The organism is Mycolicibacterium mageritense, assembly GCF_010727475.1.
GTDB classification, from domain to species: domain Bacteria; phylum Actinomycetota; class Actinomycetes; order Mycobacteriales; family Mycobacteriaceae; genus Mycobacterium; species Mycobacterium mageritense.
Window position 1 is genome coordinate 896,805 of record NZ_AP022567.1, and the last position, 12,274, is coordinate 909,078.

Annotated in this window: 11 protein-coding genes; 4 read left to right on the plus strand and 7 right to left on the minus strand. The window is 67.5% G+C overall.

Annotated features, from left to right (window positions below):
- The 5 genes from purH to sfnG all read right to left on the minus strand — a co-directional run bounded on the left by purH (window position 1) and on the right by sfnG (window position 5,902).
- Complete coding sequence (gene purH, locus G6N67_RS04340; protein ID WP_036434000.1) at window positions 1–1,563, minus strand: bifunctional phosphoribosylaminoimidazolecarboxamide formyltransferase/IMP cyclohydrolase; 1,563 nt, start codon at window positions 1,561–1,563, stop codon at window positions 1–3.
- Window positions 1,560–2,189, minus strand: a complete 630-nt coding sequence (gene purN, locus G6N67_RS04345; protein ID WP_036433998.1) for a phosphoribosylglycinamide formyltransferase — start codon at window positions 2,187–2,189, stop codon at window positions 1,560–1,562. Before purN ends, purH begins: the two co-directional genes overlap by 4 nt.
- 21 nt (window positions 2,190–2,210) lie before the next feature.
- Window positions 2,211–3,692, minus strand: a complete 1,482-nt coding sequence (locus G6N67_RS04350; RefSeq protein WP_036433996.1) for a cell division protein PerM — start codon at window positions 3,690–3,692, stop codon at window positions 2,211–2,213.
- Window positions 3,693–3,752: 60 nt separating this feature from the next.
- Window positions 3,753–4,637, minus strand: coding sequence for a DUF5336 domain-containing protein (locus tag G6N67_RS04355; protein WP_073907460.1), 885 nt, complete (start codon window positions 4,635–4,637; stop codon window positions 3,753–3,755).
- A gap of 134 nt (window positions 4,638–4,771) precedes the next feature.
- The gene (sfnG, locus tag G6N67_RS04360) at window positions 4,772–5,902 is read right to left on the minus strand and encodes a dimethylsulfone monooxygenase SfnG (RefSeq protein WP_036433992.1); all 1,131 of its coding nucleotides are present in this window, start codon (window positions 5,900–5,902) and stop codon (window positions 4,772–4,774) included.
- Window positions 5,903–6,042: 140 nt separating this feature from the next.
- Between sfnG and G6N67_RS04365 the strand changes: the two genes are divergently transcribed.
- Entirely contained in the window at window positions 6,043–6,891 is an 849-nt protein-coding gene (locus G6N67_RS04365) for an LLM class F420-dependent oxidoreductase (RefSeq protein WP_036433990.1), read from the plus strand.
- Window positions 6,892–6,901: 10 nt separating this feature from the next.
- On the opposite strand, the gene G6N67_RS04370 is transcribed toward G6N67_RS04365, so the two are convergent.
- Together G6N67_RS04370 and G6N67_RS04375 are read right to left on the minus strand one after the other, a co-directional pair.
- A complete protein-coding gene (locus G6N67_RS04370; RefSeq protein WP_036433988.1) occupies window positions 6,902–7,648 on the minus strand; it encodes a sensor domain-containing protein in 747 nt (248 codons plus the stop codon).
- A 40-nt stretch (window positions 7,649–7,688) separates the two neighbouring features.
- Window positions 7,689–9,215, minus strand: a complete 1,527-nt coding sequence (locus G6N67_RS04375; RefSeq protein ID WP_036433986.1) for an acetyl-CoA acetyltransferase — start codon at window positions 9,213–9,215, stop codon at window positions 7,689–7,691.
- Window positions 9,216–9,382: 167 nt separating this feature from the next.
- Here G6N67_RS04375 and G6N67_RS04380 point away from each other — a divergent pair, with 167 nt between their 5' ends.
- The 3 genes from G6N67_RS04380 to G6N67_RS04390 all read left to right on the plus strand — a co-directional run bounded on the left by G6N67_RS04380 (window position 9,383) and on the right by G6N67_RS04390 (window position 12,239).
- Window positions 9,383–10,495 carry an ATP-binding protein gene (locus G6N67_RS04380; RefSeq protein WP_036433984.1) on the plus strand — a complete coding sequence of 371 codons (1,113 nt, stop codon included), beginning with the start codon at window positions 9,383–9,385 and terminating at the stop codon, window positions 10,493–10,495.
- Window positions 10,496–10,499: 4 nt separating this feature from the next.
- A complete protein-coding gene (locus tag G6N67_RS04385) occupies window positions 10,500–11,561 on the plus strand; it encodes an ATP-binding protein (protein WP_036433982.1) in 1,062 nt (353 codons plus the stop codon).
- Window positions 11,562–11,624: 63 nt separating this feature from the next.
- Window positions 11,625–12,239: a TetR/AcrR family transcriptional regulator gene (locus G6N67_RS04390; RefSeq protein ID WP_179976844.1), complete on the plus strand. Its 615-nt coding sequence runs from the start codon at window positions 11,625–11,627 to the stop codon at window positions 12,237–12,239.
- Window positions 12,240–12,274 lie beyond the last annotated feature (35 nt).

The window sequence follows — 12,274 nt, forward strand, 5'->3', positions numbered from 1 at the left end:
CTAGTGTGCGAAATGTCGTGCGCCCGTGAGGTACAGGCTGATCCCGGCGGCTTCGGCGGCCGCGGTGACCTCGGCGTCGCGCATCGAGCCGCCCGGGTGCACGATCGCCTTGACGCCCGCCGCGGTGAGCGTCTCCAACCCGTCGGGGAACGGGAAGAACGCATCGGAGGCCGCCACCGCGCCCACCACGCGGTCACCTGCCCGCTGCACCGCGAGCCCCGCGGCGTCGACCCGGTTCACCTGGCCCATGCCCACACCGACCGTCGCGCCGTCCTTGGCCACCACGATCGCGTTGGACTTCACGGCCCGGCAGGCGCGCCACGCGAAAGCCAGATCGGCCAGGGTCTGCTCGTCGGCGGGCGATCCGGTGGCCAGCGTCCAGTTGTTCGGATCGTCACCCGCGGCGTCGAGCGCATCACGCTGCTGTAGCAGCAGTCCACCGCTGATCTGGCGCATCTCGACGCCGCCGACCAACGGCTCCGACGCGACGAGGATGCGGATGTTCTTCTTGCGCGCAAGCACTTCCACGGCGCCCGGCTCGTACGCCGGCGCGATGATCACCTCGGTGAAGATGTCGGCCACGGTCTCGGCCATCTCGACACTGACCTCGGTGTTGGACGCGATCACACCGCCGAAGGCGCTCAGCGGATCACACTCGTGCGCCTTGCGGTGGGCATCGGCCACCGACACCGACGAGACCGCGATGCCGCACGGATTGGCGTGCTTGATGATCGCCACGCAGATCTCTTCGTGGTCGAACGCGGCGCGCCAGGCGGCGTCGGCATCGGTGTAGTTGTTGTACGACATCTCTTTTCCGTGCAGCTGCTCAGCCTGCGCCAGGCCCGGCCACGCGGAGTCGTCGCGGTACACCGCGGCCTGCTGATGCGGGTTCTCGCCGTAGCGCAAGACCGCGTTGCGGTGCCAGGTGCCCGCGAACCAGGCAGGCAGCGGCTGCTCGGGCTGTTCAGGGGCCAAGGTCGACCCCATCCAGCCGGCCACTGCGACGTCGTACTCAGCGGTGTGGCGGAATGCCAACGACGCCAGCTTCTTTCGCTCGTCGAGCGTGAAACCACCGGCCCGCACGGCCGCGAGCACGCCGTCGTAGCCCAACGGGTCGACCACCACGGCGACGCTGGGATGGTTCTTGGCCGCAGCACGTACCATCGACGGGCCGCCGATGTCGATCTGTTCGACGCATTCGTCCACCGAGGCACCGGATTCCACGGTCTCGGAGAACGGGTAGAGGTTCACCACCACGAGCTCGAACGCCTCGACGCCGAGCTCGGTGAGCGCCGCCACGTGCTCGGGCTTGCGGGTGTCGGCCAGCAGCCCGGCGTGCACGCGTGGGTGCAGCGTCTTGACCCGGCCGTCGAGCACCTCAGGGAAACCCGTGACATCTTCGACCGGTGTCACCGGAACACCGCTGGCGGCAATGGTTTTGGCGGTTGACCCGGTGGAGACGATGGCGACGCCCGCCTCGTGCAGGCCGCGGGCCAGATCAGCGAGGCCGGTCTTGTCATACACACTGATCAACGCCCGCCGGATCTGCTTCTTGTCGCTCATCCTATGGTCGCCTTTCGTCCGGTCCAGGTCACGCCGCGGGTTGCCAGCGCGGCCAGCACGTCCACCAGCAGCCGTCGTTCGACGACTTTGATGCGCTCGTGCAAAGTCTCTTCGGTGTCCTCGTCGCGGATCTCGACAGGCTGTTGCGCGAGGATCGGCCCGGTGTCCATCCCGGCATCGACCAGATGCACCGTGCATCCCGTCACGCGGACGCCGTAGGCCATCGCGTCGGGCACGGCATGCGCGCCCGGAAACGCGGGCAGCAGTGCCGGGTGGGTGTTGACGACGCGGCCCGGGAAGCGGGAAAGGAACTCCGGTCCAAGGATCTTCATGAAGCCCGCCGACACCACCAGATCCGGCTCGTGTTCGGCGGTGGCCTCGGTGATCGCCGTGTCCCACGCTGCCCGGTCGGGGTGGTCCCCGAGCCGGGTGGTGTAGGTGGGCACTCCGGCCGCCGCTGCGATGTCGAGCGCCGCGCACGTACGGTCGGTGCCGACGGCCACGACCCGGGCCGGGTAATCGTCGACGGCCGCGGCCAATAGCGACGCGAGCAACGATCCGGTACCCGAAGCCAGCACTACCAGCCGTGCCGGTGCACTCGGGGGTACACGTAGCGGTTGCTGCACGCGCAGCAGCCTAGTCGGCACCTACTGGCCGCCGTCACGCGGCTTGTCGCCCGTCACGTCCTGGTCGACGATGAAATGCTCCTCGGGGTCGTCGTCGAGATCGAGCGGCCGACCGACGGGCGAACTGTCGGGTTCCGGTTCGTCGGCGTGCCAGGACACGATCGGCTCGCCGGTCACATACTCCGGCTCGTCCTCGACCACCTCGTCGAACTCGACGTCGAGCGGTTCCTCGCCGGGTTGTTCGTCCGCGAAGACCTCCGCTGCCGGTGCCTCGTCGTCGGGCTCGTCGGCCTCGTCGGGCTGAGGTTCTGGTTCGGGTTCGGGTTCGGGCGCCGGGCGAACCCGCGCTGGACGCCGCGCGATGCCGCCCGACATCGCGACCGTCAGCCCACCGATGCCGGCGAACCACAGGAACACCCCCGGCCCGAACGTCGCCTGGTCCACCCCGACGTCGCCGAAGTTGCCGAGCCTGCCGCCACCGGCGTAGCCGAGCACCGCCATCGTGACCGCAGCGACCGCAGCGGCGACGGCCAGTTTGGCCAGTGCGGACAGCGCCGGCAGCGGATGCCGCGCACACTGCTGCCCGACGGCCACCCCGGCTGCGGCGCCGATGATCAGCAACGCGACCCACACCGGGCCCAGCGGCGGCGACGGCACGGCCGCCAGCACCGGCACGGCCGGGATGTCGCCACCGAACACCGTGAACGAACTGAACGTGGCCAACCCCACATGCGCGCTGGAGCCGACGGCGATGGCCGAGGTTCCGACGATCACGTTCGGGATGTAGAGGATCGAGAGCAGGGTGAGGCTGAGCTGGCCGAACAGCGTGTCGGTGATGGCGTACAGGTCGTGCATCGTGCCCCAATGCACCACCAGCGACACGGCCGTCGCGGCACCGGAGAGCCCGAACAACGCCAGCACACCCGCCGTGGCCGCACGGAACGCGTCGGGCAGCCAGTTCGGCAACGGTGACGCCGCCAAGGTCCGGCGGCCCACCCGCGACGCCACGCCCACCGCAGCGCCGATCGCGTGCACGGCCAGCACCCCGCCGAATGCGCGCAGCGCGCTGGGTGTCTGCAATTCGGTGATCACCGAGGCGGCGTCGTGGATGACCGCGAGCATGATCGCCGCGATCAGCAGCGGTCCGCCCAGCGCGGACGCCACGATCCAGCGCGTGACGAACCATGACGAGTTGGCCGCCGTCGCTGCCGCGGTCGTACGGGCCGTGCCCCACACCATCAGCAGCACCGGCAGCAGGGGCATCACCCCGAGTTCACGGCCACCGATCGAAACCGGCACCTGATGGACCCCGAGCCACATGCTCGCGATCGCACCGAACGCGCCCGTCATGTCGCTGTTGGCGATCAGCAGCTGCAACAACGTCACCGCGGCGATGATCACCAACGCCACAACAGACGGTCCGAAGGCCACCCGGAGTAGCTCACGCGCCTGGCGCGGGCCGACTGGTCTGGGGGTACCTCCCGCTTGCGGGGGATTCGCCACTAGCTCAGCCGCTCCTCATACCTTTCCGCGCGTGCGCAGGCTGCGCACGCGCGGATCAGCTTACGACTGTGAGGGGCCAGATTGCTGTGAAGACGACTGCTGCGAGGGCTGCTGTGTCGGCACCACAGTGGTCTGATCGTTGGCGTTCGAACTCGACGGCTGCTGCGATTGCTGCTGCGGCTGGCCGAAGGCCGGGAAACCGGTGGGAGGCGTCGGCGGGCCCGACTGCTGACCGCCCTGCGAGCCGCTGTGCTGGCCGCCCTGCGGACCGCCCTGGGAGCTGACGGGGAAACCGCCGGTGTTCGAGCCACCCGGGTAATTGCCATACTGCGACGGGTAACCGGGACGCTGCTGCGGCGACGGCGCCTGCTGGTAGGGCTGACCGCCGTGCTGCGGCTGGCTCTGCTGGCCGTAGTACTGCGACGGTCCGCCGTACTGGCCGTACTGCGGCGCCTGCGGTTCGAACACGGGCTTCGGTGCGGGCGGTGTCAGCACACCGGCGTCGAACAACAGCGCGGCGATCGCGGCACCGGCCTGCAGCAGGATCAGCACGAGCACGAGCCAGTAGGCCCACGACACCAGGTCGAACGCACCGACCACGCCGCTGATGGCGAGCAGCAGCGCGAAAGTGGCGACGGCCGCGACGACCGCGGTGAACTTCTTCTGCTTGGGCAGCAGGCCCACGCCGGCCAGCAGACCGGCCAGCAGGGCGGCCTGGACGTCGGTGCCCGCGCCGCTGCCGACCACCGCGAAACCGTCGGTGTCCTTGATCAGGCCGGCGTAGCTGAGCAGGTAAGCCAGCACGCCGAGCACGGCGACACCCGCAAGCAGATACGTCGGCAGCTTGTTCTCACCGGCGGCCGTGGCGGCGGGCTTGTTGGTCTGCTGGGGTTGGCCGTACTGCGGGGCGGGCGGGTATCCGGGACTATTCGGCGGGTAGGTCATGACCTCTCCTGTGCTGATCGAGCGTCGCGTCGTGTGTCACGCAGGCATGAATACGGACCACCTGAGCGATTCGAGGTTCCACGCTAGCGCACCCACATGTGTGCCAGGCACACACGCTGTGTGTCAGGCAGGTCTCAAGCTGATACCAGTACGGGTTCGTCGGCCGAATTCTGTTCGGACGCCTCGATTTCGCGGACCAGCGGCAGCACCTTGGCGCCGAAGTACTCGATTTCCTCCTGGAAGTGCAGGAACCCTCCGAGGATCAGATCCGCACCGCGTTTGCGGTACGCCGCAATGCGTTCCGCGATCTGCTCGGGCGTGCCGATGAGCTGCGTACGGAAACCGTCGTTGTACTGCACCAAATCCTCGAAGCTGGAATCGGCCCACATACCCTTCTTGTCACCCGTGGAGTTGCCCGCCTGCTGCACCGCGCTGCGGAAGCCCTCGACGGCCGGCTTGTTGGCCTTGGCGATGATCTCGCGAAGCGTTTCCTTCGCCTCTTTCTCTGTGTCCCTCGCGATGATGAAGCCGTTGAGGCCGAACTTCACCTCACGATCGGCGTCACGGGCATGGTCACGCACCTCGACCACCTGTTCGGTGAGGCCGTCGAAATCCTTGCCGTTGGAGAAGTACCAGTCCGCGTAGTAACCGCCGTTGCGCCGGGCCGCCGTCGAGTTGCCGCCCTGGAACAATTCCGGGTTGGGGCGCTCGGGCGTGTTGAGCGGCTTGGGCTTGAGCGTGAAGTCGTGGATCCGGTAGAAGTCACCGCGGAAGTCCACGTCGTCCTCGGTCCAGATCTTGCGCAGCACCTGAAGGAATTCGGCGCTGCGCCGGTACCGCTCGTCGTGTTCGAGCCAGGGCTCGCCCAGATGCGTGAACTCGTCCTTGAACCAGCCGCTCACGACGTTGACCGCGAACCGGCCGTTGCTGAGGTGATCGGCCGTCGCGCCCAGCTTGGCCAGCACCGCCGGCTGCCACAGGCCAGGGTGCACCGCGGCGATGACCTTGAGCCTCTCGGTGGCCAGCAACAAGGCGAGGCTGAAGCTCGTCGACTCGTGCTGGTATTCGGCGCCGTAGCTGGCCTCGTAGCGGACCTGGCTGAGCGCGTATTCGAAGCCGTTGTTCTCGGCGGTCTGCGCGAGCTTCTTGTTGTAGTCGTAGTTCCAGTCGGTGCGCTGCTCGATGTCGCTGGTGACCAGGCCGCCGCTGACGTTGGGCACCCAGTAGGCGAATTTGACGTGGTCGGCGATGCGTTCGGTCGTCATGCCAGCGATCCCAGCAAAGCCGTCGCGGCGGGTCACGGGTAACACTCGCGCTGAACTTTTGTGCGCGCGGCTCTGCTCGCGCCCGTGAAACGAGACCCCCAGTCTTGCTACCGAGACTGAAACACGTTCTAATTCTGGTCATGGATTACGGGCTCGTTCTCTTCACCAGTGACCGCGGCATCGCCCCGGCCAAAGCCGCCAAGCTCGCCGACGACCATGGCTTCACCACCTTCTACGTGCCCGAACACACGCACATCCCGGTCAAGCGCGAAGCCGCCCACCCCACCACGGGTGACGAATCCCTGCCCGACGACCGCTACATGCGCACGCTGGATCCGTGGGTGTCGCTGGGCACCGCGTGCGCGGTGACATCGCGCGTGCGGTTGTCGACAGCCGTCGCGCTGCCCGTCGAACATGACCCGATCACGCTGGCCAAATCCATCGCGACGCTCGATCACCTGTCCGGCGGCCGGGTCAGCCTCGGTGTCGGATTCGGTTGGAACACCGACGAACTCGCCGACCACAACGTTCCGCCGGCCAGGCGCCGCACGATGCTGCGCGAATACCTCGAAGCCATGCGGGCACTGTGGACCGAGGAAGAAGCCTCCTACGAGGGCGAATTCGTGAACTTCGGGCCGTCGTGGGCGTGGCCCAAGCCCGTGCAGCCACACATCCCCGTGCTCGTGGGCGCGGCGGGCACCGAGAAGAACTTCAAGTGGATCGCGAAGTCGGCCGACGGCTGGATCACCACGCCGCGCGACTTCGACATCGACGAGCCCGTGAAGCTGCTGCAGGACACCTGGGCGGCCGCGGGGCGTGCAGGCGCACCGCAGATCGTGGCGCTGGACTTCAAGCCCGACCCCGAGAAGCTCGCGCACTGGCGCGAACTGGGCGTCACCGAGGTGCTGTTCGGCCTGCCCGACCGCGCGGAGGACGAGGTCGCCGGTTACGTGGAGCGCTTGGCGGGCAAGCTCGCCGCCCTGGTCTGACTGCGCTGAGTCAACTCCCGATGTTCTGAAGGATGTCGCGCGTGATGGCCAGCACGTCGTCCTTGTGGCTCTTGTTGTCCTGAATCTGGACCTCGACGAGCACGTTGCCCTTGGCCGTCACCGAGCGGTCGAGGAACAGCGTGCCTTCGCGGAGCCTGCTGCTCGCGACGGTGATGCCGTCATCGGTCTGCTCGGGAGAGCCCAGGTGCCAGGTGACCTGAATCTTGGTGAAGGTCAGGTCTTTTCCGGCGCAGCCCTCGATGAGCCGGAGATAATCCGTCAACGCCTTCTGCGCCTCCTGCGCGGTATCGAAAGCGGCGACGGTCTGATCGACCGCCGGGGTGGCCGCCGAATTGCTCTTGTTGGGGCCGGTGCGGGTCTGGAAGATCGACGCGTAGCCGTTGTCCGCGTAGACCGAATCCATGCCCGTGTAGAGCGCTCCGACGCATTCTTCGGGCGTGGCGGCCTCGTCGTTGGTGTCCGGCTTCATCCACGACGAGATCGTCACCATGTTCGGCACGCCGACGATCTTCGACACCTCGTCGGGGCTGACGAGCAGTGGCTCCAGGTCGTCGCCGTCCACGAACGCGGCACTGCCCGCAGGCATCACCGCTTTGCCTTCGACCGTACCCGGATTGACGGCCCACACCACCAGCGCGGCGATGACCACCACGACCACCACTGCCGCCGAGGCCAGCAGCACGACCCGACTCGATTTCTGCGGCGGTCGCGGCGTCAGATCGAAACCCGGGGTCATGAGGCCAGACTAAAGTCCGGACCGCGGGAATGTCCGGCAACTAGGCCAGCGTTGCGCGGTTGCCCTGCTCCCCCGAGCTCACCGCGATGGCCGCGCCGAGCGGATCGCCGTCGGACATCAACGCGACCAATGCCTCGTCGGTGGTCGTGGCCAGGAACCGGCTGCCGTCGGAGTCCAAGCGGCCGATGATGATTCCCGTGCGCACCGGCCAGTCGTAGCGCACGGTGTAGGTCTCGACGACGGCTGTGCCGTCGGCATGTTCGGTGACCGGCACCTTCGGCAAGGCCGCCACGTCATCGAGCAGCGCGGCGCTGTTGTCGGCCGCCCAGTCGGCGGGTGTGGTCGAGTAGATCCCGACCGAGTACTTGCTCGCGATGCCGCCGTTGGCGCCGACCAGCGCAAATTGGCCTGGCCTGTCGCGCATTTCGTTAACCGCTTCGGCGATGCCGTGCAACGAGTAGTTGTTGCCCGGGCCGCCGAAGAACGGCAGGCCGCCGGTCAGCGTCAGGCCGCGCTCGTCGTCGGGCGCGAGGCCGGTCCCGTCACAGATGTTGAACACGGGAAACGGGAAGCAGCTGTACAGATCGAACGCCGCGACGTCGGCAAGTCCGATGCCCGCGACGCGCAGCGCCTCGTCGACCGCCATCACCGAGGCCCGGCTGGCCCCGATGTCGGCCCGCTCCAGCAGCTTCTGCTCCTTCATGTCGGCGTGCCCACGCAGGTAGACCCATTTCTCCTCGGGCACGCCGAGCCGCCGGGCAGCCGCCACCGACATCAGCACCGCGGCCGCCCCCTGGTTGACCTGGTCTCGGGCCACCATCATGCGTGGGTACGGATCGCAGATCATGCGGTTGCTCGCGGTGACCGTGGCCAGCTCGGACACCGAACGCTCCACGGGGGCCGACGAATACGGGTTCTTGGCAGCGACTTTCGAGAACGGCGCGAACAACTCGGCCATCTTCGCCCGGTAATCGGCGACCGAAAGCCCGAGCCGGGCCCGGCGGGCGTTCTCCAAGAGCCCGTATTGCACCGGGGCTCCGATCAAGCCATGGCGGATCGTGTACTCGTCGAAGATGCCGTCGTACCCGTATCCGCGGTCCTCCAACTGACCGTCGACGGTCTCGGAGTGGTCAGGTGCGTCGGCCCTGTCGGCGAAGTGGCGCAGGCTCGACGTGTTCTCCGAACCCATCACCATGACGACCTCGGCGGTGCCCGCCGCGATGGCTCCGGCGAACTCGGTGACCAGGTGCTGCGGGCTCTGTCCGCCGATCACCTCGAGCACGGCGCGCGCCGGGTCGGCACCGATCCGGCGCGCCACCGAGCGCGGATAGTTGTTCGACTTGCCCAACGGCGCCGGGGTGCGTCCGGAGATCTCGAACTGCCGCACACCGGCGATCGTGTCGATGCTCTGCGCGACCGACGCGACGTCGGCACCGGTGTCCTTGAGTGCCGCGCGGGCCGCCTCGGTCGCGAGTGCCACGGCCGACATCCCCACGTAGCCCGGCACGTCGATCCGTTCGGTGAACTGCCCGACGCCGACGATGACGGGAGTGCGCGCATCGACCATGAACAACCTCCTGACACGTGTTAATTCGCCAGGCTAATGGATGTTGTGAGCGTGCTCGACGTGACCCCTCACCTGTTTTGACATTATTCCAAAAATCTGACGTACATCATTTTTGACGTACATCAGGCCAGGCGTAGACTTTTTCCATGAGTTGGCCACTCCGTCCGATGTCCCTGGTCGTGGGCGGAATCGTGCCCCCCGCCAATGTCGTCGGCCGGGTCCGAGAGGAACAGGAGATCCTCGCGAGCCTGCCCGATGGCGGTGCGGCGTTGGTCGGCGACCGGCGCCACGGCAAGACGTCACTGGCGCGCCTGGTCGCCCACACCGCTCGCAGGCAGGGCCTGACGGTGGTTTCGGTCAGCGCCGAACGCCAGACCTACGCCGAGTTCGTCACAGCGCTGGCCGGTGAGCTCGGCCGCATCGACAACGCGCTGCGCAAAGAGGTCGAACGGTGGAAGGTCGCGTTCGTCACGGGACCGATCCGCTTCGAACGCACGCATGCAGAGGCCGCGCTCGACGACCTCTTGCAGCGTGCCGTGGCCCGCGCCGACCACGGGCCGCTGGTGCTGTTCATCGACGAGGTCACCGTGCTCGCACGCAACCTGGAGCGCGAGAAGCCCGGTGGCGGCGACGCATTCCTGCATCTGCTACGACGCTTCCGGCAGGACAACACCGGCAGGCTCGCCACGGTGCTCTCGGGATCGATTGGCTTTCACCATGTTTCCGAAGACGCGCTGAGCTCGGTGAACGACATCCGCAAAGTCACCGTCGGGCCCATCCGCCACGACCACGCCACCTATCTGGCCGAGTGCCTGCTGCTCGGCGCACAGGTTGCGACCACCGACCGGCACCTGGTCGCCGAAGCCATCGCGGCCGCGGCGGAGAACGTGCCGTACTACATCCAGCATCTCGTGGCGGCCTCCGCCCAGGCCGGCCCCGTTCATCCCGAGCAGATACCGGCCCTGTTACGCGCTGCCATCATCGATCCGCACGACCCGTGGGATCTGCGCCACTACCGCGACCGGCTGCGCAACTACTACGGCGACGACGCCGCAGCCATCGCCAACCTGCTCGACATCTATGCGCACGCCCCGAGCCCGTTGAGCGTTGACGCCGCGGCACACCTCCTGCAATCCGAAGGATCGCCGATCCGCGACCGCGACCAACTGGTGTCGTTCATCGAACGCCTCGAACAAGACCACTATCTGCGCCGGGTCGGTGACGACGACTGCTTCGCCTCGGGTTTGGTGCAGGCCGCATGGCTCGCGATGAGGCGATGACGGCATGAGCATTCCGCTGTTCACCCCGGGTGCGGTCGATCCGGCCGACCTCGACGCGCACACCGTGGGGCGGGCAGCGTTCCTGGCGCGGCTGACCGACCGGATCATCGGTGCGGCGCGCGACGGCTCACGCCCGCACACTCTGCTGATCGGCCCGCACGGCAGCGGCAAGACGCACACGCTGCACGTCGTGGTGCACCGTGCACTGTCCCACCGGGATACGTCGAAAGCCATTCTGCCGCTGCTACTCCCGGAAGACAGTCTCGCGATCGGCAGCTACGGCGATCTGCTCGTCGAGCTCATCCGGTCGCGATTGCCCGAGGCTCGGGAACTGCGCGACGATGTCGTCGGGTTGGAACGCGAGATCCTGGACGTGGCCGACGGCCGAATGATCCTGGTGGCGATCGAGAACCTGGACCGGGTGTTCGAGGCCATCGGTGAGGCCGGTCAGGGCAGCCTGCGTGCGTGGGTCGAAACATCCACCGCAGTCATGCTTTTCGCGACCGCGCCAGCCCTCTTCCCGGGAGTCGCGTCGCGCACGCACCCCTGGTACGGATCGTTCATCGTCGAGGAGCTCCCCGCCCTGACCCTCGACGACGGGGCCCAGATCATCGCGCCGACCGGCGATCTCGCCGACTACCTCCGCTCCCCCGAAGGACGCGACCGGCTCGCCACCATCGAACAGTTGGTCTGCGGCTCGCCGCGCCTGTGGCAGATCGTCGCCGACGTCGCCGACGTAGCGGCACTGCAGGCGTTGGAGCCGGTGACTGCCGCACTGTTAGACCGGCTGGCACCGTCCTACCAGCAGCGGCTCTGGCAGTTGCCGGTCGGTGAACAACGCCTGGTGGTCGAGCTGGCACGCGGCGACGGCGCGCGCACGGTATCCGATCTCGCTGCCGCCGTGGGAGTTTCCAATCAGACCGCGTCGGCCGCACTGGGCCGGCTCGCTGCCGCGCGGTGGGTGGTCGCCACCAAAGCCGAAACCGGTGACCGTCGTGCCACGTGGTACGACCTGAGCGATCCACTGCTGCGCCGCGTGGTGCAGTATCGCGACGGACGCCCTTGACAGGGCTGTCACTTAGTGACACTTTGGACTTGTCACTAAGTGACAGGTCGGGAGGTGAGGGCAATCAGCGAGAAGCAGGAGCAGGCGCGGCTGGCCGTGTCCCGCATTGCCTGCGCCCTGTTCTGGGAACGGGGCGTCGCCGGAACCAGCGGTGATGACATCGCCGAGGCAGCCGGACTCTCCACCCGCACGATCTGGCGTTACTTCCGCAGCAAGGAAAGTTGCGTCGAACCCTTGCTGGCCAAGTCGGCAGACCGGTTCCTGGCGAGCGCGCGACGCTGGCCACACGACCTCTCGTTGTCCGAACACCTTGCGGCGGACAGCATTGCGTTTCCGCTGTCACCGCAGGACATCGAGGACGAACTCAGCGCGGTGCGACTCGCCACCATGACCGCGGACGAACCCGCCCTGCGCAGTGCCTACCTGATGGTCCACGACCAGATGGAGCTCGGCCTCATCCCGGTCATCGCCGACCGTTTGGGTCTACCCGAAGACGACCTCACTGTCCGGCTGTGCGCGGCCGCGGTCACGGGAGCCTTCCGGGTGGTCGACGAAGACGTCAGCAAGGCAATCGTCATCGACGGCAAGAAGGTCAGCCAGGAGGAGGCGCTGGCGCTCATGGACCGGGCGATCCGGGAAGCCACCAACGGCCGACTGGGTGGTCCCGTCAAACCCTGAAAATCCCATATCCCTCACGAGCCGGCGCCTGCCGG

Excerpts from the sequence above, each read along its gene's own strand:
- purH (WP_036434000.1), bottom strand. The coding sequence starts at position 1,563 with ATGAGCGACAAGAAGCAGATCCGGCGGGCGTTGATCAGTGTGTATGAC.
- G6N67_RS04355 (WP_073907460.1), bottom strand. The coding sequence starts at position 4,637 with ATGACCTACCCGCCGAATAGTCCCGGATACCCGCCCGCCCCGCAGTAC.
- sfnG (WP_036433992.1), bottom strand. The coding sequence starts at position 5,902 with ATGACGACCGAACGCATCGCCGACCACGTCAAATTCGCCTACTGGGTG.
- G6N67_RS04365 (WP_036433990.1), top strand. The coding sequence starts at position 6,043 with ATGGATTACGGGCTCGTTCTCTTCACCAGTGACCGCGGCATCGCCCCG.
- G6N67_RS04370 (WP_036433988.1), bottom strand. The coding sequence starts at position 7,648 with ATGACCCCGGGTTTCGATCTGACGCCGCGACCGCCGCAGAAATCGAGT.
- G6N67_RS04375 (WP_036433986.1), bottom strand. The coding sequence starts at position 9,215 with ATGGTCGATGCGCGCACTCCCGTCATCGTCGGCGTCGGGCAGTTCACC.
- G6N67_RS04380 (WP_036433984.1), top strand. The coding sequence starts at position 9,383 with ATGTCCCTGGTCGTGGGCGGAATCGTGCCCCCCGCCAATGTCGTCGGC.
- G6N67_RS04385 (WP_036433982.1), top strand. The coding sequence starts at position 10,500 with ATGAGCATTCCGCTGTTCACCCCGGGTGCGGTCGATCCGGCCGACCTC.